Origin of the sequence: Pantoea sp. R13S299, assembly GCF_048515925.1 — a bacterium.
In the GTDB taxonomy this organism is placed as follows: Bacteria; Pseudomonadota; Gammaproteobacteria; order Enterobacterales; family Enterobacteriaceae; genus Pantoea.
On sequence record NZ_JBLYEF010000001.1, the window covers coordinates 1,490,550 to 1,512,816 of the forward strand.

23 protein-coding genes and 1 pseudogene are annotated in these 22,267 nt (G+C 55.1%); 9 read left to right on the plus strand and 15 right to left on the minus strand.

The genetic code is table 11. The annotated features are described in order from the left end of the window. Nucleotides 1-12: 12 nt before the first annotated feature. The 4 genes from ruvC to aspS all read right to left on the minus strand — a co-directional run bounded on the left by ruvC (nucleotide 13) and on the right by aspS (nucleotide 3,811). A complete protein-coding gene (ruvC, locus tag ACN1CO_RS07275) occupies nucleotides 13-540 on the minus strand; it encodes a crossover junction endodeoxyribonuclease RuvC (RefSeq protein ID WP_003849205.1) in 528 nt (175 codons plus the stop codon). A gap of 34 nt (nucleotides 541-574) precedes the next feature. Beyond that, entirely contained in the window at nucleotides 575-1,318 is a 744-nt protein-coding gene (locus tag ACN1CO_RS07280) for a YebC/PmpR family DNA-binding transcriptional regulator (protein ID WP_090960203.1), read from the minus strand. 283 nt (nucleotides 1,319-1,601) lie between these two features. Further along, complete coding sequence (nudB, locus tag ACN1CO_RS07285) at nucleotides 1,602-2,033, minus strand: dihydroneopterin triphosphate diphosphatase (RefSeq protein ID WP_419138415.1); 432 nt, start codon at nucleotides 2,031-2,033, stop codon at nucleotides 1,602-1,604. Then, nucleotides 2,033-3,811 (minus strand): aspartate--tRNA ligase, encoded by a 1,779-nt coding sequence (aspS, locus tag ACN1CO_RS07290; protein WP_419138416.1) that lies wholly within the window; start codon nucleotides 3,809-3,811, stop codon nucleotides 2,033-2,035. The genes nudB and aspS overlap by 1 nt, the downstream gene beginning before the upstream one ends. Nucleotides 3,812-4,022: 211 nt before the next feature. Between aspS and ACN1CO_RS07295 the strand changes: the two genes are divergently transcribed. The 4 genes from ACN1CO_RS07295 to cmoB all read left to right on the plus strand — a co-directional run bounded on the left by ACN1CO_RS07295 (nucleotide 4,023) and on the right by cmoB (nucleotide 7,084). After that, complete coding sequence (locus ACN1CO_RS07295) at nucleotides 4,023-4,844, plus strand: DUF72 domain-containing protein (RefSeq protein ID WP_419138417.1); 822 nt, start codon at nucleotides 4,023-4,025, stop codon at nucleotides 4,842-4,844. Nucleotides 4,845-4,913: 69 nt separating this feature from the next. Continuing rightward, nucleotides 4,914-5,309, plus strand: a complete 396-nt coding sequence (locus ACN1CO_RS07300) for an MAPEG family protein (RefSeq protein ID WP_419138418.1) — start codon at nucleotides 4,914-4,916, stop codon at nucleotides 5,307-5,309. Nucleotides 5,310-5,390: 81 nt separating this feature from the next. Further along, the gene (gene cmoA / locus ACN1CO_RS07305; RefSeq protein ID WP_419138419.1) at nucleotides 5,391-6,119 is read left to right on the plus strand and encodes a carboxy-S-adenosyl-L-methionine synthase CmoA; all 729 of its coding nucleotides are present in this window, start codon (nucleotides 5,391-5,393) and stop codon (nucleotides 6,117-6,119) included. Further along, a complete protein-coding gene (gene cmoB, locus ACN1CO_RS07310; protein ID WP_419138420.1) occupies nucleotides 6,116-7,084 on the plus strand; it encodes a tRNA 5-methoxyuridine(34)/uridine 5-oxyacetic acid(34) synthase CmoB in 969 nt (322 codons plus the stop codon). Before cmoA ends, cmoB begins: the two co-directional genes overlap by 4 nt. A gap of 3 nt (nucleotides 7,085-7,087) precedes the next feature. Here the strand turns inward: cmoB and ACN1CO_RS07315 are convergent. Then, nucleotides 7,088-7,162: pseudogene (locus ACN1CO_RS07315) on the minus strand (LysE family translocator); the annotation flags it as partial. A gap of 321 nt (nucleotides 7,163-7,483) precedes the next feature. Between ACN1CO_RS07315 and ACN1CO_RS07320 the strand changes: the two are divergent. Then, nucleotides 7,484-8,581, plus strand: coding sequence for a glycerol dehydrogenase (locus ACN1CO_RS07320; RefSeq protein ID WP_419138421.1), 1,098 nt, complete (start codon nucleotides 7,484-7,486; stop codon nucleotides 8,579-8,581). Nucleotides 8,582-8,611: 30 nt separating this feature from the next. Here the strand turns inward: ACN1CO_RS07320 and ACN1CO_RS07325 are convergent, their stop codons facing one another. The 9 genes from ACN1CO_RS07325 to cutC form a co-directional block, all read right to left on the minus strand. Then, a complete protein-coding gene (locus ACN1CO_RS07325) occupies nucleotides 8,612-9,457 on the minus strand; it encodes a hypothetical protein (protein WP_419138422.1) in 846 nt (281 codons plus the stop codon). A gap of 316 nt (nucleotides 9,458-9,773) precedes the next feature. After that, entirely contained in the window at nucleotides 9,774-10,796 is a 1,023-nt protein-coding gene (locus ACN1CO_RS07330; protein WP_419138423.1) for a C45 family autoproteolytic acyltransferase/hydolase, read from the minus strand. 19 nt (nucleotides 10,797-10,815) lie between these two features. Continuing rightward, nucleotides 10,816-11,538, minus strand: a complete 723-nt coding sequence (gene glnQ, locus ACN1CO_RS07335; RefSeq protein ID WP_419138994.1) for a glutamine ABC transporter ATP-binding protein GlnQ — start codon at nucleotides 11,536-11,538, stop codon at nucleotides 10,816-10,818. Nucleotides 11,539-11,540: 2 nt separating this feature from the next. Next, on the minus strand, nucleotides 11,541-12,197 hold the full coding sequence (glnP, locus tag ACN1CO_RS07340; RefSeq protein ID WP_033732934.1) for a glutamine ABC transporter permease GlnP: 657 nt from the start codon (nucleotides 12,195-12,197) through the stop codon (nucleotides 11,541-11,543). Between the two features lie 51 nt (nucleotides 12,198-12,248). Further along, nucleotides 12,249-13,001, minus strand: a complete 753-nt coding sequence (gene glnH, locus ACN1CO_RS07345) for a glutamine ABC transporter substrate-binding protein GlnH (RefSeq protein WP_419138424.1) — start codon at nucleotides 12,999-13,001, stop codon at nucleotides 12,249-12,251. Nucleotides 13,002-13,127: 126 nt separating this feature from the next. Then, nucleotides 13,128-13,682: a carboxymuconolactone decarboxylase family protein gene (locus tag ACN1CO_RS07350; protein ID WP_419138425.1), complete on the minus strand. Its 555-nt coding sequence runs from the start codon at nucleotides 13,680-13,682 to the stop codon at nucleotides 13,128-13,130. Next, on the minus strand, nucleotides 13,679-15,007 hold the full coding sequence (locus tag ACN1CO_RS07355) for an aspartate aminotransferase family protein (protein ID WP_419138426.1): 1,329 nt from the start codon (nucleotides 15,005-15,007) through the stop codon (nucleotides 13,679-13,681). Before ACN1CO_RS07355 ends, ACN1CO_RS07350 begins: the two co-directional genes overlap by 4 nt. Nucleotides 15,008-15,135: 128 nt before the next feature. Continuing rightward, the gene (locus ACN1CO_RS07360; RefSeq protein ID WP_419138427.1) at nucleotides 15,136-15,993 is read right to left on the minus strand and encodes a MurR/RpiR family transcriptional regulator; all 858 of its coding nucleotides are present in this window, start codon (nucleotides 15,991-15,993) and stop codon (nucleotides 15,136-15,138) included. A gap of 200 nt (nucleotides 15,994-16,193) precedes the next feature. Continuing rightward, nucleotides 16,194-16,946 carry a copper homeostasis protein CutC gene (gene cutC, locus ACN1CO_RS07365; protein ID WP_283547764.1) on the minus strand — a complete coding sequence of 251 codons (753 nt, stop codon included), beginning with the start codon at nucleotides 16,944-16,946 and terminating at the stop codon, nucleotides 16,194-16,196. Between the two features lie 85 nt (nucleotides 16,947-17,031). Between cutC and ACN1CO_RS07370 the strand changes: the two genes are divergently transcribed. Further along, on the plus strand, nucleotides 17,032-18,177 hold the full coding sequence (locus ACN1CO_RS07370; protein WP_419138428.1) for a MalY/PatB family protein: 1,146 nt from the start codon (nucleotides 17,032-17,034) through the stop codon (nucleotides 18,175-18,177). Here ACN1CO_RS07370 and ACN1CO_RS07375 read toward each other — a convergent pair. Beyond that, nucleotides 18,174-18,734 carry a VOC family protein gene (locus tag ACN1CO_RS07375; RefSeq protein ID WP_419138429.1) on the minus strand — a complete coding sequence of 187 codons (561 nt, stop codon included), beginning with the start codon at nucleotides 18,732-18,734 and terminating at the stop codon, nucleotides 18,174-18,176. The genes ACN1CO_RS07370 and ACN1CO_RS07375 overlap by 4 nt on opposite strands. Before the next feature lie 314 nt (nucleotides 18,735-19,048). Here ACN1CO_RS07375 and ACN1CO_RS07380 point away from each other — a divergent pair, with 314 nt between their 5' ends. From ACN1CO_RS07380 to ACN1CO_RS07390, 3 genes are all read left to right on the plus strand, one after another. Beyond that, complete coding sequence (locus tag ACN1CO_RS07380; RefSeq protein ID WP_009089698.1) at nucleotides 19,049-19,171, plus strand: hypothetical protein; 123 nt, start codon at nucleotides 19,049-19,051, stop codon at nucleotides 19,169-19,171. A gap of 210 nt (nucleotides 19,172-19,381) precedes the next feature. After that, nucleotides 19,382-21,112: an arginine--tRNA ligase gene (argS, locus tag ACN1CO_RS07385; RefSeq protein WP_419138430.1), complete on the plus strand. Its 1,731-nt coding sequence runs from the start codon at nucleotides 19,382-19,384 to the stop codon at nucleotides 21,110-21,112. An 89-nt stretch (nucleotides 21,113-21,201) separates the two neighbouring features. Continuing rightward, nucleotides 21,202-22,149, plus strand: coding sequence for a LysR family transcriptional regulator (locus ACN1CO_RS07390; protein ID WP_419138431.1), 948 nt, complete (start codon nucleotides 21,202-21,204; stop codon nucleotides 22,147-22,149). The last annotated feature ends 118 nt before the right edge of the window (nucleotides 22,150-22,267 follow it).

A 22,267-nucleotide genomic window follows, 5' to 3' on the forward strand; every position in this document is an offset into this window, starting at 1 on the left:
GAGCGATGACGGCTAACCTGAGCGTAACCGTCCGCGCGTCAGCACCAGCTTGCTGTCACTCATGCGAGCCGCATTCTGCGCCACATGACAGTGCGTAATGGCAATCGCCAGCGCATCGGCGGCATCGGCCTGAGGGTTTGCTGGCAGCTTCAGCAGGGTTCGCACCATGTGCTGCACCTGACTTTTCTCGGCACTGCCGATGCCAACGACAGTCTGTTTCACCTGACGGGCAGCATACTCAAACACCGGCAGATCGTGGTTAACCGCAGCCACAATCGCGGCACCGCGCGCCTGGCCGAGCTTCAGCGCTGAGTCTGCGTTCTTTGCCATAAACACCTGTTCAATGGCGAAGAAATCGGGTGAAAACTGCGTGATGATTTCGCAGACGCCCGCATAAATCAGCTTCAGGCGGGCGGGCAATTCGGTGGTATTGGTGCGGATACAGCCGCTGCCCAGATAAGTTAGCTGGCGGCCAGTCTGACGAATAACACCATAACCGGTGATGCGTGAGCCGGGATCGATACCCAGAATAATCGACATTACGCCTCTCCGGTTAACAGGGCGACAGACGCCATTACAGCGTTTCCGCCACCTCGTCGGAGATCTCACCGTTGTGATAAACCTCCTGCACATCGTCGCAATCTTCCAGCATGTCGATCAGACGCAGCAGTTTTGGTGCGGTTTCCGCATCCATTTCGGCTTTGGTCGTCGGGATCATCGCCACTTCTGCGGTATCCGCTTTCAGGCCGAGCGCTTCCAGTGCATCACGCACTGTGCCCATCTCTTCCCATGCGGTGAAGACATCAATGGCGCCGTCGTCATAGGTGACGACGTCTTCGCCGCCCGCTTCCAGGGCCGCTTCCATGACCGCATCTTCATCCTGACCCGGCGCATAGGAGATCACGCCTTTCTTGTTGAACAGGTAGGCTACGGAGCCGTCAGTGCCCAGGTTGCCGCCGGTTTTGGTAAAGGCGTGACGCACTTCTCCCACGGTACGGTTACGGTTGTCACTGAGGCATTCAATCATGATGGCTGAGCCGCCTGGACCGTAACCTTCATAGATGATGGTTTCCATGTTGGCGTTGTCATCGCCGCCTACGCCGCGCGCGATAGCGCGATCCATGGTGTCACGGGTCATGTTATTCGCCAGGGCTTTATCCATCGCTGCACGCAGACGCGGGTTTGAACCCGGATCGCCGCCGCCCAGCTTGGCCGCTGTCACCAGTTCACGAATAATTTTAGTGAAGATTTTGCCGCGCTTGGCATCCTGGGCTGCCTTACGGTGTTTGGTGTTAGCCCACTTACTGTGTCCTGCCATTTTAAATTTTCTCCGATCTTTTACAGGGTGCAGGCTATCCTGGCTGCGAGTCTGTTTACCGTCCGTGCTCATACAGATTTTAAAAAATCCGTCTGCCCTCAACGGGCGAGCGTCGCGCATCATCGGCACGTACAGTACGTTGATAACTTCGCGCTGGCGGTAGACAATGTCGCGGCGAGGATGACGCCTGACTATTCAATATGTTGGTGAAGTCCTGTTAAAACTCACCAGATTCATAAAATTTAATCTATTCGCCGCCGGAATACCGGGCGATGGCGAGCATTCAGATAAATTCTTCAATTGCCTGGCGGTTACTCCATGATCGGGTTAATGCTGCAGCGTCAGCCGGAGCCAGCCAGCGAAACGCCAGATGCTCGGTCAGCGTCACATCACGCTCTTCCGGCAGTTGCAGGCGAAACCAGTGTTCGTGATTATGAGTGACATCGGGTGCATAGCGATGGCGGAAATGGGGAAAGATTTCAAAGTCGATTTGACGCTGACAATCCTCCACCTCCAGCCGCTCTGTCAGCACGTCGATGCCGATCTCCTCATTCACTTCACGACACGCGGTCGCCAGCGGTGACTCCCCCGCTTCCAGGCTGCCGGTGACCGACTGCCAGAACGTGGGATCGTCACGCCGCTGCAGCATCAACACCCGGCCAGTATCGCGCGCCGAGATGACGACCAGCACTGAAACCGGGTGTTTATAGCCCATTATTTATTCTCAGGCTTTTCTTTTTTAACGACCTGAATACCCAGCTCCAGCAGGGAAGCAGGGTTCGCTTCGCTTGGCGCTTCGGTCATCATGCAGGCGGCCGCCGTGGTTTTCGGGAACGCGATAACGTCACGAATGTTGTCGGTGCCGGTCAGCAGCATGGTCAGGCGATCCAGACCAAAAGCCAGGCCCGCATGCGGTGGTGTACCGAACTTCAGCGCATCCAGCAGGAAGCCAAACTTCTCGCGCTGCTCGTGCTCTTCAATACCCAGAATGCTGAACACCGTCTGCTGCATTTTGCCGTGGTGGATACGCACTGAACCGCCACCCACTTCATAACCGTTGATCACCATGTCGTAGGCATTCGCCACGGCACGGGTTGGATCCGCAGCCAGCTCTTCTGCGCTCATCTCTTTTGGCGCAGTGAACGGATGGTGCATTGCGGCCAGACCGCCTTCCTCGTCCTCTTCGAACATCGGGAAGTCGATCACCCACAGCGGGGCCCAGGCTTTCTCATCGGTGATATTCAGCTCGCGGCCCACTTTCAGACGCAGCGCACCCAGGGCATCAGCAACCACTTTAGCGCGATCGGCACCAAAGAAGATGATATCGCCATCCTGAGCGCCGGTGCGGCTCAGAATACCTTCAACGATCTCTGCATTCAGGAACTTGGCAACCGGGCTCTGCACGCCTTCCAGACCGTCGGCACGGACGTTAACCTTCATCCACGCCAGGCCTTTCGCGCCGTAAATTTCTACGAACTTGCCATATTCATCAATCTGTTTACGGCTCAGTTGCGCACCGGTCGGTACGCGCAGCGCCGCAACACGGCCTTTTTCATCGTTAGCCGGGCCAGAGAAGACCTGGAACTCCACGTTTTTCAGCAGGTCGCCAACGTCCACCAGCTCCATCGGGTTACGCAGGTCCGGCTTATCGGAACCGTAGCGATGCATCGCTTCCGCGAAGGTCATCTGAGGGAACTCGCCGAGATCAACGCCCTTCACGTCCTGCCACAGATTGCGGATCAAACGCTCCATGATTTCACGCACCTGTGGCGCGGTCATAAAGGAGGTTTCGACGTCGATCTGAGTAAATTCTGGCTGACGATCGGCACGTAAATCTTCATCGCGGAAGCATTTAACGATCTGATAGTAGCGGTCAAAACCGGACATCATCAGCAGCTGTTTGAACAGCTGAGGTGACTGCGGCAGCGCATAGAACTTGCCTTTGTGAACCCGGCTTGGCACCAGATAGTCACGTGCGCCTTCTGGCGTCGCTTTGGTCAGCATCGGGGTTTCGATATCCAGGAACCCTTCGTCATCCATAAAGCGACGGACAAAGCTGGTGATTTTTGCGCGGGTTTTCAGACGCGTCACCATCTCAGGGCGACGCAGGTCCAGATAGCGGTATTTCAGGCGCGCTTCTTCGCTGTTGGTCTGATTCGAGTCCAGCGGCAGTGGCTCAGAGCGGTTGATGATGGTCAGCTCATGGGCAAACACTTCGACTTCACCGGTCGCCATTTCACTGTTTTTGTTCTTCTCATCACGCGCACGCACGGTGCCGGTGATCTGGACGCAGAATTCGTTACGCAGTTCAGAAGCCAGCTTAAAGACGTCCTGGCGATCGGGGTCAAAGAACACCTGCACGATGCCTTCACGGTCGCGCATATCGATAAAAATCAAACTGCCCAGATCGCGACGGCGGTTTACCCAGCCGCAAAGCGTGACTTGCTGACCCACATGAGACAGATTGAGCTGTCCGCAATATTCTGTACGCATAACACTATCCTTTTAACTTCGCCGCTGCAGCCGACAGCATCCGGCCGCGTTACCTGTTGCGATGCTGTCGCAAAAATGGCGGTCATTATAATGGAAAAAGCCAGGCAGGATAAGCAGATCCGCGCCAAAGCGCCGATTTCCTGTGTGCATTTGCCCCCCTGCCTGACCATAGCCGATAATGGGGTATCTTAACCTGCCGCCAGGAGCGCGCGTGACACTTCGTATTGGCCTGCCCCAGTGGCAGCATTCACACTGGAAACGCTGGGGTATTGAGAGCCTGGCGGACTATGCCCGCTACTTCCACTGTGTAGAGGGAAATACCACGCTTTATGCGCTGCCGAATGCGGAAACGGTGATGCGCTGGCGCGATATGACGCACGATGCGTTTCGCTTCTGCTTCAAATTTCCCAATACCATCAGCCATCAGGCGGCGCTGCAACACAGCGATGACCTGCTGACCGATTTCCTGCGCCTGATGGAGCCGCTGGCCGATCGCATCGGTCAGTACTGGCTGCAACTGCCCGCCAGCTTCTCTCCGGCACAGCTCAACGACCTGTGGCGTTTTCTGGATAGCCTGCCGCGCCGTTTTGATTACGGCGTGGAAGTCCGCCATCCGGCTTTCTTTGCCAAAGGTGACGCCGAACGGGCGCTGAATCGCGGATTGCTGGCGCGCGGCATCAATCGTGTGATGCTCGACAGCCGTCCGGTTCACGCCTCCACCTCGCAAAGTCCGGCGGCGCTGGTCGCGCGTTCGCAGAAGCCCAAAGTGCCGCCTCATGCCCTGCGAACCGGCTCGCAGCCGATGGTGCGGTTTATCGGCAGCGACAGCGTGGAAGAGAGCGTGCCGCTGTTTCAGATCTGGCGAGACAAGCTGACGGAGTGGCAGCAACAGGGTGACGCCATGCTGTTTCTGCACACGCCCGATATGGGCCAGGTTTTTCCACTGGTGCAGGCGCTGTGGCCGCAACTGCAGCAGATCGATCCCGGCATTGGCAACGGACCGGACTGGCCGCAACAGACGTCACTGTTTTGATGACTGCACAGGACAGCGTGCTGTGCGCTGGCTAGAATAGCCATTTTACGGATGGATACCGGAGTCACAATGATTAGCGCGTTATACGTGGTACTGGGTGCATTGCTGGTGATGAAGTTTACGATGGACGTGGTGCGTTTCCGCCGTTTCTATCGCGTGGCCTATGGCGATGGTGGCTATCACGACCTGAAAATGGCGATTCGCATTCACGGCAATGCCATCGAAACCATTCCGATGGCGCTGTTGCTGCTGGTGATGATGGAGATGAACGGCGCGGACATCTGGATGGTACATCTCACCGGCCTGCTGTTCTTCATCAGCCGGTTGCTGCATGCATGGGGTTTACGCAGCAGCGCCATGGCAGGCCGCAAATATGGCATGCTGCTGACGCTGTTTTCACTGTGCGGCATGGTGATCTTCAACCTCATCTATCTGCCGTGGGAACTGGTGCTGACACTCCATTAACCCGTCCTGGGTTAAGGGGTGCAGGCCGCCCCACTTTCTGCGAGAATAGCGCCCTTTCCGTCGTCTCTTCGGATTTTCGATATGTCTGACCGCGATCAACTCTTCTCAGCGCCCATTGCAAAACTGGGCGACTGGACTTTTGACGAGCGCGTAGCTGAAGTCTTTCCTGACATGATTCAGCGCTCGGTGCCGGGCTACTCCAACATCATTTCGATGATTGGCATGCTGGCAGAACGTTTTGTTACCCCGGACAGCAAGGTGTATGACCTGGGCTGCTCGCTGGGTGCCGCCACACTTTCGGTGCGCCGCAATATTCATGTGCCCGGTTGCCAGATCATCGCGGTGGATAACTCCCCGGCGATGGTGGAGCGCTGCCGTCGTCATCTGGATACCTTTCGTGCGGATACACCGGTCACGGTGCTGGAAGCGGACATCCGCGACATCGAAATTGAGAACGCCTCGCTGGTCGTGCTCAACTTCACGCTGCAGTTTCTGGAACCACCTGCGCGTCTGGCGCTGCTGGAAAAAATCTGGCAGGGACTTAAACCAGGCGGAGCGCTGGTGCTGTCGGAGAAGTTTAGTTTTGAAGATGCTGAGATTGGTGAACTGCTGTTCAATATGCATCATGACTTCAAGCGGGCCAACGGCTACAGCGAACTAGAAATCAGCCAGAAACGCAGCATGCTGGAAAATGTGATGCTGACTGACAGCGTTGAAGCTCATAAAGCCCGCCTGAAACAGGCCGGTTTCTCGCACGCCGAACTCTGGTTCCAGTGCTTTAATTTTGGATCTCTGGTGGCGTTGAAATGATCGATTTTGGCCGTTTTTATCAGCAAATTGCGGTAGGTCCGCTGGCGAAGTGGCTGGAAGTGTTACCGGCGCAAATCAGCGAGTGGCAGCGTGAAAATCTGCATGGGCACTTTCGTGACTGGTATAAGTCGCTGGAGTATCTGCCGTTGCTGGAGCCGCAAAAGCTCGACCTGCTGCACAGTGTGACCGCCGACCGCGATGACATCAGCGATCGCCATCGTCAGGGCATTGAGAAACTCCTGCGCAATCTGATGCCGTGGCGTAAAGGGCCTTATTTCCTCTATGGCACCCACATCAACACCGAGTGGCGCTCTGACTGGAAGTGGGAGCGTGTGCTGCCGCACATCTCCTCACTCGCGGGCCGCACGGTGCTGGATGTGGGCTGTGGCAGCGGCTACCACATGTGGCGGATGATCGGCGCGGGTGCGCATCTGGTGGTCGGCATCGATCCGATGCAGCTTTTCCTGGTTCAGTTCGAAGCGGTGCGTAAGCTGCTGAATGACGATCGCCGGGCGCACATGCTGCCGCTGGGTATTGAGCAGTTGCCGATGTTACAGGCGTTCGATACCGTATTTTCGATGGGCGTGCTCTATCATCGTCGTTCCCCGCTGGATCACCTGTTGCAGCTGAAAAATCAGCTGGTGAGCGGTGGCGAGCTGGTGCTAGAGACGCTGGTGATCGAGGGTGATGTGAATCAGGTGCTGGTGCCGGGAGAGCGTTATGCGCAGATGCGCAATGTCTTCTTTATCCCGTCCGCCGAGGCGCTGAAAAGCTGGCTGGAGAAAAGTGGCTTTGTCGATGTACGAATTGTCGATTTCGCCCTGACCACCACCGAAGAGCAGCGCCGTACCGACTGGATGACCAGCGAGTCGCTGGCTGAATTCCTCGATCCCAATGACCCGAGCAAAACAGTTGAGGGCTATCCGGCTCCGCTGCGCGCCGTACTGGTCGCCACTAAGCCTTAAGTCTCAGCGGCGAGACAACGCCAGTTTCGCCGCGAATCCAATAAATACACAGCCGGTCAGGCGATCCATCCCCTTCATCCCCATAACTATTTCCAGAGCAGATAATCCAGCGTCATCCCAGGAACGTTAGCGCAGGCACGCTGTCAGCTCTGCGCGATGGCGGTTCGCAGCAACAGTTCGGTATCAAACCCGGGTGCAAGCGTCAGAATGATTTTCGCAAACAGAAATGAAAAGAGCGCGGCGGTCGTGGTGATTTCTCCGTTATCTCTCTTCAGGCACATGAGGGTGTTCACGCAGCTTAACAGCCGCGGGTGTATAAGACCCTGGATCAACTGCCACTATTACCGGATTGTGCCAGGCTGGATCGGGTCGAACCATTCATATTAAGGAGATGTGATTATGAGTAAATTTATTTTTTCATCACCCCGTAAATATGTGCAGGGCACAGGTGTGCTGGATGAGCTGGGCACGTACCTGACTGAACTGGGCGATCAGGCTTTTCTGGTGGCGGATGACGTTGTCTGGAAACTGATTGGCGAACGGACGCAACAGACGCTGCAGTCCGCCGGTGTGAAATTCAGCTGGCAGCAGTTCAACGGCGAGGCCTCCAGTAATGAGATCACCCGCCTCAGTGCGCTGGCGAAGAGCCAGGGCTGTAACGTGGTGGTCGGGCTGGGCGGCGGCAAAACGCTGGACACGGTTAAGGCGGTGGCGGACGAACTTAAACAGCCGGTAGCAATTGTGCCCACGATCGCCTCCACTGATGCACCCTGTAGCGCCCTTTCGGTCATCTACTCTGACAGCGGCGTATTTGAGAGCTATCGCTTCTACAGCAAGAATCCTGATTTGGTGCTGGTGGATACGGCAGTCTGCGCCAGTGCGCCTGCAAGACTCTTTGCCTCCGGCATTGCCGATGGCCTGGCCACCTGGGTTGAAGCGCAGGCCGTGGCTCGTTCGCATTCGAAATCAATGGTCAATGGTGATCCGACACTTGCCGGCCTGGCGATTGCCCGTGCCTGTGAAGAAACGCTTCTTACATGGGGGTATAGCGCCTATATCGCCGTTACCGAAAAACGGGTCACGCCCGCTGTGGAAGCGGTGGTTGAGGCGAATACGCTGCTCTCGGGGCTGGGCTTTGAAAACGGCGGGCTGGCAGCCGCCCACGCTATTCACAATGGTTTTACCGCTATTGATGGTGACATCCACCACCTGACTCATGGCGAGAAAGTCGCCTATGGCACACTGACGCAGATGGTGCTGGAGCAGCGTCCGGATGAAGAAATTGCACGCTATATCCGTTTCTATCGCAGCATAAACATGCCGACCACGCTGCGTGAAATGCATCTGGAAAATGAAAGCTGGGAAAATCTGGTGAAAGTCGGGGCACTGGCGAACAGTGAGGGCGACACGCTGAAAAATCTCAATCCTCACCTGTCACCGGAAGATATTGCCAACGCCCTGCTGGCGCTGAATGCCTTTAGTCAGACGGTGAAATAACCTGCCAACAGGCGGTCATCCGATCGCCTGTTACTCTTCTGCCGCAGGCTGATCCCAGTACTCATATTTGTAGGCGGAACTGAGATGGCGTTCGATGGTGCCCCGCGTAAAGATTTCGGTCTCATGCAGATAACTCAGTGTACAATTGCCGACCTCATCCCAGGACTGACACTCATCAACCGAGCGGATAGTGCTCAGCGGTGTATTCGCCGTGCCATTCAGCCGGACTTCACGCCACTGGGGATCGTAGGTGTATTCATCGGTGCCTCTGGGGGAGGTCGTGCGCGTCACCAGCCCCTTCGGGTTCCAGTGGTAGTGAAATTCACCGTTGGTCAGCGGATCGCTGCCGCGCGCTATGCTCTTCTCCAGCCGGAGCTGGCGATCGTAGCGATAGGTGGTGTCGGTAAAGCCGCTTTTACCCATACTGGTAAATCTGTCGGAGGCGCTGGTGATATTGCCATGCTGGCCTTTCTGCCAGTTAATCGTGCCCTGGCGGTTATCAACAACGACCTCTTTGCCCTCTTTCAGCACTTTGACCAGATAAGCGTACTCGGCCACCCAGCCGCCCTGCACCCGGGCAATGTGTTGCTCCATACTGAGGATGACGTTGCGTTCGCTTTTGTCATAGCTGACGTCAGCGACCGTCAGATCGCCACAGGCGTCAAACTGACCCAGTACCCGCTTTTGCGAATTGACATCTTTGCCAAACTCACCCGCAATCACCTGTTTCACCGCGCCTTTTGCATTACCGCCCAGCAAAATCAGCGTATTGCTGTTAGCAACAGCAGTGTTGTTCGGGCTGCATGCGCTGGCCGCAGCGCTTCCAGCACCAGCAGTCAGCATCAGGCTTAAAACAAGAATCTGATTGCGTTTCATAGGATGAGTTCCAGGCGACATTGCTTTCAGTGTAAACGCTGTGGGGATGAACAGCGGCGATCTGTGATGATTTAAATCGACATGATTCCACGAGATAAATCGGGTGTGGCAAGCGTAACGGATATGCAGGCAGATTATGTTGCTGCTTCTTATAAAAGTCCTGGATGACATTTAAAAATTCATACGCGTGCAGCAAAACAGTTTTCTGCCTGTCCCACTACAGGCAGATGAAGTGCTGATTACGGATGAATTTCTGCTCATAAAAAACCCGCCTGAGCGGGTTCCTGATGTGTTAATTAGCTCATGCCGCAAGGTGTTATTCAGTCACTGCGCCCTGCAAAATGGCCTGTTCACGATCCTGGGTGAACACCTGCCACTCAACCTCTTTTGCTTTCACAATGAAGATAGCCGTTGCCAGCGTATTTTCTTCATCCGGATCCTGCGGAGAGAGCCGATAGATGGGCAATACGGCATCGTGCTGGTCGGAGAGAATCGCATTTGCTGCTGACTCATCAAGCCCAGTCTGTCCCTTCTGCCATTCGTCTAAGCGCTGCTGGCGTGAAGCAGAGCTGTCAGTGACCACCTGATCTATTGCAGTAAATCCGGGATGCACAAGATGGTTAGCATGGGTGAACAGAGCGTTGAGTTGCCTGACTGAACAACCTGAACCCGTGGCTTCAACGCTGAACAGCCGGCTGTCACCCATCTGACCCAGCGTATGATGAAACGCGCCTGCGCGCGGAGAGGTCGTCAGCAGCGTCATCGCCTCATCAAGGGTTGCTGCATTCAATGCTGCGCGCGCCAGAATCTGACGCGGCAGGCCTGCCGGGCGATGCATGGCGCGAATGTTATTCACCGTATTCACCACGCCGCGATCGTTGATGGCAAACGTATGACCGCAAATCGACCCCGGATAGGCGAAGCTGATGAAACCCATGCCCTGATCCGGCGTGACATGGACCAGAGCACAGTCACCACGCAACTGGGGATAACCATCTTCATTATGCGCAATGATTAATGCCCCATCACCGCGCTGCCCGGCCACTGTGGTGCAGCCATCCGAAGTAGAACGCACCAGATCGCCACGACAGTTCCACGCAAATACCTCGTCGAGGGGTGCCTGCAAACCACTGGCCAGCCCTTCAAGCTCAAGCCAGATTTGCGGAAATTGCGCCTGCACCTGCGCGACCATACGTCTTGTCTGTTCGCCCTGCTTCATGGCGGTAACAGTCTGCCACAGCGCGGTTTGCGTCAGTTTCTGATGCCATGCCTCGCGACCGAATTCACCGAGTTGCTGACCGATTTCAAACGCTGAACCACTGATTGAGATTTTGTTCATTTTGCTGTCATTCACTTCTTCAGGAGACGTGTTGCAGGAATTCTTTAAGACGCGGATTGGTGCTGTCGGTAAGCAGCTTATCAGGTGAGCCATCTTCAGCAATGGTGCCCCCATCAATAAAGATCAGCCGCGAGGCCACATCGCGGGCAAAGCCAATCTCATGGGTCACAATCACCATAGTCATGCCCTCCTCCGCGAGCGAGCGCATCACTTTCAGCACTTCATGGCGCAGTTCGGGATCCAGCGCGGAAGTGGGTTCATCAAACAGCATCATTTTGGGTTTCACCGCCAGCGCGCGCGCAATTGCGACACGCTGCTGCTGCCCGCCAGAAAGTTCTGCCGGGTAGTGGCTGGCGCGGTCACGCAGGCCGACACGGTCCAGCAGGGCCAGCGCCTGTTCACGGGCCGCCGCTTTGCTTTGCCTGCGGACGCGGATTGGACCAAACATCACATTTTCCAGCGCAGTAAGGTGAGGAAACAGGTGGAACTGCTGAAACACCATCCCTGCCTCACGGCGGATATCACATTCACTGGCGTGCGGATCCGTGATGTGCTTTCCTGCCACCAGCAGCGTTCCGGAGGTAATCTCCTCCAGCTTATTGATGCAGCGCAGCAGGGTTGATTTCCCCGATCCTGACGGACCGATGATCACCACGACTTCGCCTGCCTCAATCTTCAGATTGATATCGTGCAGAACCTGCGTCGTGCCGAAATTTTTCGACACTGCACTAAATTCAACCATGCTCATAGAATGTGAATCCTTTTTTCCAGTTGCTTCAGCAGGAAACTCAGGCAGAGCGTCACCAGCAGATAAATCATCGCGACGGCCGTCCACACCTCCAGTGCACGGAAATTACCGGCAATAATCTCCTGTCCCTGACGGGTTAACTCGGCCACGCCGATAACAATAAACAGCGACGTATCTTTAATACTGATAATCCACTGGTTGCCCAGGGCGGGGATCATGCGCCGCAACGCCAGCGGCATAATCACATGCCACAGCGTGCTGCGCTGCGATAATCCCATGGCAAGACTCGCCTCTTTAAACCCTTTATTAATGGAGAGAATCGCCCCGCGTGTAATCTCGGCAATATAGGCGCCGGAGTTAATGACAATGGTCACAATGGCTGCGGTGATCGGATCAATACGAATCGGTATCACCATCGGCAGTGCAAAATAGATAAACATCACCTGCACCATGATTGGGGTACCACGAATTAACTCGACAAAGATCAGCGAAAGCGTTTTTGTTATTCGCCCACCCAGTGCGCGGCAGGTTCCGGCCAGCAAACCAATGACAAAACCTCCCAGCAAACCCGATAATGAAATAATCAGCGTAAGCTGCAATCCCTGCAATAATAGCGGCAGGGATTCCCAGATATATTTACTGTCAAAATTCATAGTTCGATCCATTAGGGCGAAATGAGGTCGGACAGCGCCGACCTGGCTGGATTATTTCGGCTGTTTCGCAAACCACTTCAGATAAATTTTGTCGTAGGTGCCATCCGCGCGCAGCGCCTGCAATGCAGCGTTAACTTTAGGTGTCAGGCTGCTGTTCTTCTGCATCGCGAAACCGTACTGTTGTGGCAGAATGCTGTCAGTCTCACCCGTGGATTTCACTTTGCCATTACCCGCCGTTTTCACGTAATAGAGCACATTCGGCGAATCATGAACTACAGCATCGAGATTACCCGCCTGCAAATCGAGGTAGGCGTTATCGATGTTAGGGAATTCAACATAGTCCGCTTTGTATTTACTCTTCATAAAACCGGCCGCGGCCGTACCCTGTTTCAGGCCGACTTTTTTTCCGGCTAAATCACTGAATTTATTAATGGAATGATCGCTGCTTTTTACTGCCATCAGCAGATCAGCGTTATAATAGCCATCACTGAAATCAACGACCTGCTTCCGCGCATCGGTAATCGTAATGCCGGCCATAGCCACATCCAGATTACGGGACTGCAGCCCCGGAATTAACCCGCCAAAATCCATTGGGCGTAATTCGTAACTGACGTTCATCTTCTTAGCAATCGCGTTCCATAAATCAATATCGAAGCCTACATACTTATCACCCTGTTTAAATTCAAAGGGCACAAAAGCGGTATCGACACCCACCATCAGTTTATCCTGAGCGGTAGCAATAAAGCTGGCTGAACAGGCAACCAGCGCTAAAGTAACTTTTAATTTAGAGAATAATCCAGACATAATAACCCTCGACGTCAGTGAAATAGCGTGCAGTGAATATCACCCGACGAAGATACGCCGGGATAAATAAAACGAACTTATTTGATATGCAGGGCGAATCAGGATGCGCCCGGATTAAATGAAAACTTATTCAGGAATAAGATGATCCTGCGTGTCGGGTACCGGCGTCTGTGCGCCGTTCATGATCATTGAGAGAAAACTGTAATAACCATTGATGCCTATCAGATCCACCACGCCCTTTTCGCCCCACAACCCGATGGCCTGCTGCCAGGTCGCGTCACTGACTTTCTGCTGCTGATGAAGTTGCTGGCAGAAGTGGTAAATCACCCACTCGTCGGACTTAAGATCATCCGGCTGACGTTTTTCATTAATCGCCTGCACCGCTGCCGCAGAAATGCCCTTCTCTCGCGCTATCGGCGCATGAATGGCCCACTCAACCGGCTGGGACCAGTGCCGGGCTGTCACCAGAATGGCCAGTTCCGACAGACGCTGCCCCAGCGCACTGCGATACCGCAGATATTCCCCCATGCGCTGTGCGTGCGCCATCAGCTCCGGGCTGCGCAGCAATGGCTCAAAGGGCGGTAACAACGCACCGCGTGGCCCGTTGATAATCTCCTGCGCCAGCGGACGTTGCTGCTCGTCCCACGCGTGTTCCGCCAGCGGCGGCAGACGGTTAATCATACTCTGACTGTCTCTTCACGAATGACCTGCTCCAGCGTTTCCACCACAAAATCGAGCTGGGCCGTCGTGATGATAAAGGGCGGTGCAATCAGAATGTGATCGCCATATTGCCCGTCAATCGTTCCGCCCATGGGATAGACCATTAATCCACGCGCCATACAGTTGGCTTTTATTCTGGCGTGCAGTTTCAGCGCCGGATCGAACGGCGTTTTACTGGCTTTATCACGCACCAGCTCAACCCCGGCGAACAGGCCGCGTCCACGTGTATCACCGACCTGCGGTAACTCACCCAGCACATCACGCAGCGCCCGCTGCAGGTAATCGCCCTGCCGTTTCACAGCGTCTAATAAATTGTCGCGCTCAATGACCTGCTGCACCGCCAGGGCGGCTGAAGCCGCTGTGGCATGGCAGATGTAGGTATGACCATGCTGGAACAGACCACTGCCAGCCTGCAGCGCGGAGACAATCTTTTCGCTCGCCAGCACCGCACCAATCGGCTGATAGCCGCCACCCAGTCCTTTGGCGATAGTCACCAGATCAGGCACGACATCATCCTGTTCAAATGCGTGGAGCGTACCGGTGCGTCCCATGCCGCACATCACTTCATCGGCGATATAGAGCAGGCCATATTTGTCGCACAGGTTGCGCACACCTTTGAAATAACCTGGTGTGGGCGGGGTTGCCCCTGTGGTCGCGCCCACCACGGTCTCTGCGCAAAAACCGATGATTGTCTCCGGCCCGGCATCAATAATTGCCTGCTCCAGCTCGTTTAACAGGCGCTGCGTATATTGCTGCTGGGTTTCATCAGCACGGCGGTCACGATATTCATTACAGGCAGACACACGGATCACGTCGATTAACAGAGGGGCAAACTGGCGACGACGCCATTCATTACCGCCGACCGCCAGCGCACCCAGCGTATTACCGTGATAACTCTGCTGGCGGGCGATAAACCGGGTGCGGGACGGCTGACCGATTTCAACAAAATATTGCCGGGCCAGTTTCAGCGCAGTTTCAACCGCTTCAGAACCGCCTGATACGAAATAGGCATAGTTGAGATCGCCAGGGGCGTTGCGGGTCAGATGTTCGGCGAGTTGTTCAACCGTGTCGCTGGTGAAGAAACCGGTATGCGCATAGGCGAGCTGGTCAATCTGGCGATGCATCGCAGCCAGCACGTCAGGATGTGCATGGCCTAAGCAGGAAACAGCGGCCCCACCGCAGGCATCCAGATACTGTTTTCCCTGTGCATCAAAGATGTACGCCCCTTGCGCACTAGCAGCCACGGCGGGCGTGCTGCGCAGACTGCGGTGAATGATATGGCTCATGCTGGGTCCTGCTCCTGGATACGCTGCGATAACTCAGCGCATCTTGCCGGATCCATTTGGATTACGTCAACGCAAGAATGATACATATGCATTCTGTTTTCTTATGACGGATACAAATGGATCCTGAATCAGGGCTTACCCGGCACCACATAGGCACCTGAATCAATCAGGTAGCGTTCGGCATTTTCAATTTTAGTGACGGCCTCGCGGCCATGACGTGCCACCAGCATCGCCAGCAGACACTCGGCCAGCCCCATACCGGACACCACAGAAGGAAAGAAAGAGGGGCTATCCACCGAGAACAACAGGGTACAGTCGGCGGCCTGCGCCAGAGGGGAAACAGGCGAATCTGTAATCGCGATGATTCTCGCGCCCGCCTGCCGGGCAGCCTGCAATACGGTCAGTGATTCACGTGAATAGGGGGCGAAACTGGTCAGCAATATCGCATCCTGCGCCGTGAGTTCGCGGGTAAAGACTTCGATATTGCTCGCCAGACCATCAATCAGCGAGACCTGCCGGTTGAATAATCGATAAATATAAAACAGTGACCAGGCGATGGGAAAACTGGCACGAAATCCACAGATATAAACGTTGTCAGCCGCATCCAGCAGGGTGACAGCCTGATCCATCTTCTGATGATTTTCACGTTGCGTCGCTGCAAGGTTAGCCTGGTGCGCCTGAAAGACCTCCTGGTAGAGCTGAGGCTGCGTCGGTTTCGCGATCAGTTTTTCAGCTTTGGAGACATAGGTATCATCGCGTAAACCCATATCATCGATAAAAGCGTCTTTGAGTTCACCCCAGCCGTCATAGCCCAGGCGCTGTGCCAGTCGCAGAAGCGTCGCAGGTTTTACGCCTGCCTCGCTGGCAAAAGCACGCATTGATTGCACCACAAGCTGATTGGTATTCTGGAGTGAGAACTCGGCAGCACGTTGCAACTCAGGCGACAACGCACTGAACTGGCTGACAATATTTTCTCTGGGATTCATAGCGGCACTTCATCGGCTGGCAGATGCTGGCATCTAATCACATTTAGGATTAAGACTCTACTGTCAGAGATTAACCCGGGGAAGTGTCGCCAGAGAGGCAGGTTTTACACAAAAAGAACCCCAGCAAGCTGTACTGGGGTTTGGTACTTGCAAACACCACGTCAATGATCGGCGTGCTGCGCGGCAAAATCTGTTGTGGTTCAGGCGACCCGGACGGTGCTCATCTGCATCACGCTTTTCATCGCCTCAACCACATCGCCGTCTACACAGTAGCGGCTGAACTCGTCGGTTTCGGCTTCTGAACACATGGAGACCCCCGCTTTGCGGTAGCGCATCGGTGACGCCATCAGGCGACTGGCCGAGCTGTGGACTTCATCAATCCCCATGTCGAGAAACTTTTGCAGGTTGCTGAGACGAACGCCGGCACCCGCCATAATAATAGGACCGGTGCTGGTCTCATTAAGTTCCCTGAGTAATGCAATTCCGTTTTCAGCGCTCTGCTGCTGGCCGGATGTCAGAATCCGCGCCACACCCAAATCCGTTAATTCTTCGAGTGCACGCTTAGGGCTGTGGCAGAGATCGAAGGCGCGATGAAAGGTCACGGCCATGCCGTCACACAGCGCCATAATCTGCCGCATCTGACCATGATGAATGTGGGCCTCTTCATCCAGCATCCCAATCACCAGTCCGGGAAAACCGAGTTCGCGGATTAACGCCACGTCCGATTTCATCGCTTCGAATTCGCGTGAGCTGTAACAAAAATCCCCACCCCGTGGCCGGACAATGGGATGAACCGGAATCGAAACCTCACGCCGGGCAGCATTCAACATGCCCGCCGAGGGGGTCAGGCCACCTTCACGCGGTGCGGTACAAAGTTCCACCCGATCGGCGCCCGCCTCTTGTGCAGTCACGGCGCAATCCACGCCATAGCAGCAAATTTCCAGTGTGGTCATTCTCTTCTCCTTTACATGACTCTGGTTCAGGGCAGATTCATCAGTTAGTCTGGCTGCTGGAATGAGTTTACCGGGAAAGTTAACTATGGCATTCAATTTCGACCAACGGATAGACCGTCGTCACAGCGATAGCCTTAAATGGAACAAATATGCGGACCAGGACATTCTGCCGTTGTGGGTGGCAGATACAGATTTCCGATCGCCTGACTGCGTTATCGATGCGATTAAAACCCGCGCCGAACATGGGATTTTTGGCTATGGCGACACGCCAGTGGCGTTCATCGACAGCGCCGTCGCCTGGATCGCCTCACGCTATCAGTGGCACATTAATCCGGAGTGGATTGTGGTGTTGCCGGGCGTAGTAACTGGACTGAATCTCGCCGTGCGGGCGTTTACCGCGCCTGACGAGCTGACGATTGCCCCTACTCCCATCTATCCGCCGTTTCGCGGTGCGGCAAAACTGGCAGAGCGGGAGCAGGTCAATCTGCCCTTAATACTGGAAGAGGGACGCTGGCGGCTGGATCTGGCTGCGGCAGAGGGTCAGATGGGCGGTAAAGAGCGGCTGTTGATGCTGTGTAATCCGCAGAATCCGGGCGGCACCGTCTATCGCCATGAGGAGCTGCAGGCGCAGCTGGAATTTGCGCAGAAGCATAATCTGATTGTCTGTTCCGACGAGATCCACAGCGACCTGCTGCTGGAACCGGGCGTTCAGCACATTCCGTTTGCTTCACTGAGTGAAGATGCGGCCCAGCGCAGTGTGACGCTGATGTCACCCTCAAAGAGCTTTAACATTGCCGGTCTGGGTGCGTCTATCGCCATTATCCCGAACGCCGAACTGCGTGCGCGCTTTAATCGGTTGCGACGCGGCATTGTGCCGGAGGTTGATATTCTGGCACTTACCGCTGCGGCAGCGGCATGGCGCGAAGGTGAACCCTGGCTGAAGGCGCAGAATGCCTACCTGCGTAGCAACCGTGACTGGCTGGTATCGCAGGTCAATAAGATGACCGGCCTGTCAGTCGCCACGCCGGAAGCGACCTATCTCGCCTGGATCGACGCCAGCGCGCTGGGTGTGGCCAGCCCTGCCCTCTATTTCGAGAAGCACGGACTGGGCTTAACGGCCGGACGTGAGTTTGGTAATGACCAGTTTGTCCGGCTCAATTTCGGCTGTACCCGCGCCCTGCTGGATGAGGGCGTAGCGCGCCTGAAGCGCGCCGTGGCCGCCCGCATTTAGTCCTGTTCGCTGGCGACTATCTCCTCCAGTCGCCACGGATGAAACTTGATTGTCGTCTGCCCATCCGTCACCGCCAGGGTCGGATTGGGCAGGCGTTCATTCTCGCCCTGCGGTGAGCTGGTTTTAAAGGAAATCCCCGGCTGCGTCAGCGCCTCATCGGACAGTAATGCCATCGCACGCATGCCCAGCGTCCCGGGGTCGCCGCGTAACACCACCTCAATATGCTCCCAGCCTTCATGGCGATAACGCTTCTCACCCGGCCACGGCAGCTCAACCACATCAATCTCTCTGCCTGCTACGACCAGTGGATCATGTAGTTTAAACAGGCAAATCTGACGTCCGTTGATCGTTGCCGCTGAAAACTGCGTACCAATCTGCTGCAAGCCTTGCTGCCAGCGCATTGCCGTCGTGTCCTGATGACAACGAACCGAAATATGGTCTACATCCAGATCGTTAAGGCGCAAACCGAGTCGCTGCGCAAAATTTTGCAACGATTCTTCAAAACGTTCTAAATCTGTCTTTAAATCATCCAATTCTGCCGGAAAAGATCGCTCCACCACCCTAAATCCTCTCTATTTGTTTAGCTTTTATAATCAGTCTGGTTTATTGTGCGCCGCGTGCTCAGCGTCACAAAACGGTAAGATTCATCTTATTTGGACTGAAATTTAACGCAAAACCGTATAATAACATCTTTCATTTCGGATTTATCTCCTGTTTAGGACCATGAGTTGCTTGATGAAAGTAACTTAACTTCATGATTTAAATGAACTTCTTTAATACAATAAGATAACTCTCATTTGAAGAGCAAACAATTGCAGCCTTCCCCTCCTTCCTATAAATTTGACCTAACACAACCAAAAGGAATGGCTCTATGTCTATGCTCATCGTTGTCGCTGTCCTGATCGCACTGATGGGATTTGCAATTTCCCGCCATTGGAAGGTGCGCGAAGATAAAAGCGTAAAGAACCCACGCCGTCATCTTCGACGTCGTTAACGCCTCTGGGAAACATCTTCTTCAGCTCTGTTTCCCCGCTTCATCCAACTGCTGACGCCCACCCACATTTCACGTATACTTTTCCCCTCATTTTTTTCCGTTTTGTCTGCCCCATCCGTTTCTGCCTATCCGTTACGCGATGCGCTCAGACAAGATGATGACAGCCCGGCTTTTTAGTCCAGGCGTTGTTCAGCACATGAAGGTAACTCGGTGAATATTCAGGCACTTCTTTCCGCAAAAGTCAGCCAGGCAATGGTTTTAGCCGGCGCACCCGCCGATTGCGAACCGCAGGTTCGTCAGTCCGCACGGGTTCAGTTTGGAGACTATCAGGCCAACGGCATTATGGCCGTGGCGAAAAAGCTGGGACAGGCACCGCGACAATTAGCGGAAACGGTGATTCAGCACCTCGACCTGACCGGTATCGCCAGCAAGGTCGAAATTGCCGGGCCGGGCTTCATCAATATCTTCCTCGACCCTGACTGGCTGGCAACCCACGCCCGTGAAGCGCTGAGTCTGCCGCGCCTGGGCGTGCAGCTGGCCGAGCCGCAGACTATCGTGGTCGACTACTCTGCTCCTAACGTCGCAAAAGAGATGCACGTGGGCCACGTGCGCTCCACCATTATTGGTGATGCGGCGGTGCGTACGCTGGAGTTCCTCGGTCATAAAGTGATCCGTGCTAACCATGTGGGCGACTGGGGTACGCAGTTCGGCATGCTGATCGCGTTCCTGGAAAAGCAGCAGAATGAAGATCATGCAGAGATGGCGCTGGCCGATCTCGAAGGCTTCTACCGTGAAGCCAAGCGCACCTATGATGAAGATCCTGAGTTTGCCGAGCGCGCGCGCAGCTATGTCGTGAAACTTCAGGGTGGCGATGAATACTGCCGCCAGATGTGGAAGAAGCTGGTCGACATCACCATGAGTCAGAACCAGAAAATCTATGACCGCATGAACGTGACGCTGACGCGCAACGATGTCATGGGTGAAAGTCTCTATAACGATATGCTGCCTGGCATTGTCTCCGACCTGAAGCAGAAAGGCTTAGCGGTTGAGAGCGAAGGCGCGACCGTGGTGTTCCTGGATGAATTCCAGAACAAAGAAGGTGAGCCAATGGGCGTCATCATCCAGAAAAAGGATGGCGGCTACCTCTATACCACCACCGATATCGCCTGTGCGAAGTATCGTTATGAAACGCTGAAGGCCGATCGGGTGCTCTATTACATCGACTCACGTCAGCATCAGCATCTGGTTCAGGCCTGGACCATCGTGCGTAAAGCGGGTTATGTGCCGGAATCTGTGCCGCTGGAGCACCATGCATTCGGCATGATGCTGGGCAAAGATGGCCGTCCGTTCAAAACCCGTAGCGGCGGCACCATCAAGCTCTCCGATCTGCTGGATGAAGCGTATCAGCGTGCCTACACGCTGGTGCGTGAAAAGAACCCGGAGATGAGCGAAGCGGAAGTGAAGACGCTGGCAGAAGTGGTCGGCATCAGTGCAGTGAAATATGCTGACCTGTCAAAAAGCCGCACCACGGACTACATCTTCGACTGGGACAACATGCTGGCGTTTGAAGGCAACACTGCGCCTTATATGCAGTACGCCTATACCCGGGTGCTGTCTGTATTCCGCAAAGCGGGCATTGATGCCGACTCGCTGGATGCCGCGATTGTAATCAGCGAAGAGCGTGAAGCACAACTGGCTACCCGTCTGCTGCAGTTCGAAGAGGTCATCACTCAGGTGGCTCGTGACGGTACGCCACACGTGATGTGTGCTTATCTGTATGATCTGGCAGGCCTGTTCTCTGGCTTCTACGAGCACTGCCCGATCCTCAGCGCGGAATCCGAAGAGACTCGCCTGAGCCGACTGCAGCTGGCCGCGCTGACGGCGAAAACGCTGAAGCAGGGTCTGGATACGCTGGGTATCGACACCGTCGAACGCATGTAATCTCAGAAACGGAGAGGTTTTCCCTCTCCGTTTTTGCTTTCAGTTATCCTCTCTGCACTTCCCCCAAGTCTCCGCAGCAGGAGAGTGTTATGTCTGTCGCCGCGCACCTTATCAGCAGCCACCTTCCCACCATTAAGCAGTTGCAGTGCTTTCTGGCTGTCGCGCATGAGCTTAATTTTCGCCGCGCCGCAGAACGGCTCAGCATGACGCAGCCTCCGTTAACCCGCCAGATTCAAAGCCTGGAAGATCTGCTCGGTCAGTCGCTGTTCAGCCGCACAACACATGAGGTGACGCTTACCGAATCTGGCCGTGCCCTGGTCGCAAAAGCAGAAGCGATCCTCACGGCGTTAAGTGCTTTAAAGCAGGAAGCCCAGCCTGCCGCCGCACGGCTGCGCATCGGGCTGACCCGCACGCTGAACTTTGAACTGATCGCGCCGCTTAATAAGCAGCTCGCCGGTTTTCATGCCCGCGATGAGATGGAGATGCCCAGTCTGACCTCCGCTCAGCTGTTACAAAGCCTGGCGAAAAACAGCCTGGATTTGATCCTCACCGGCGAAAAAGGGCCTGATGCGGAACAGGCCGTTCAGTACGTCTGGGTTTACCGCGAGCCGCTGCTTGTCGCCTTGCCGTCGGCGCACCCGGCCAGTCTGGCGGAAAAAGTCTCGCTGGACGCGCTGGCAGACCTGCCGTTGTTCTGGTTTGCGCGCAGTGCCAATCCGCAGTTTTACGATAAATGCGAGCGCTACTTCGCCACGCTCAGCGTCACGCTGAAACGGGTGAGAGAGCCGGATGATTCCCTGCTGATGCTGTCGCACATCGCCAGAGGCAAAGGGTTCGCACTGATGCCGCGGTCAAAATGTACCTTTAACCAGGCAGGTCTCTGTTATCGACCGCTGACGGAAGGCGCGGCGCAACAGCTGGCCATTGATGTTTATGCGGCTATTCGCGCCGATGAAAACAATGAGGTGGTTCTCGATGCGCTGAGAGCTCTCTCGCAGCCTGCTGAACCCGAAGCCCCCGCCCGTCCGCGCGGCTAAGTCGCTGTACTACCCATACCGCTATTGCCTGAAGCTCCCTGATACCTTTTTTGCATAACCGAAAGAGCAATTCATTGCTCTAACGCGGAGTGAAACAATCGCGTCTCATTTACGAGGA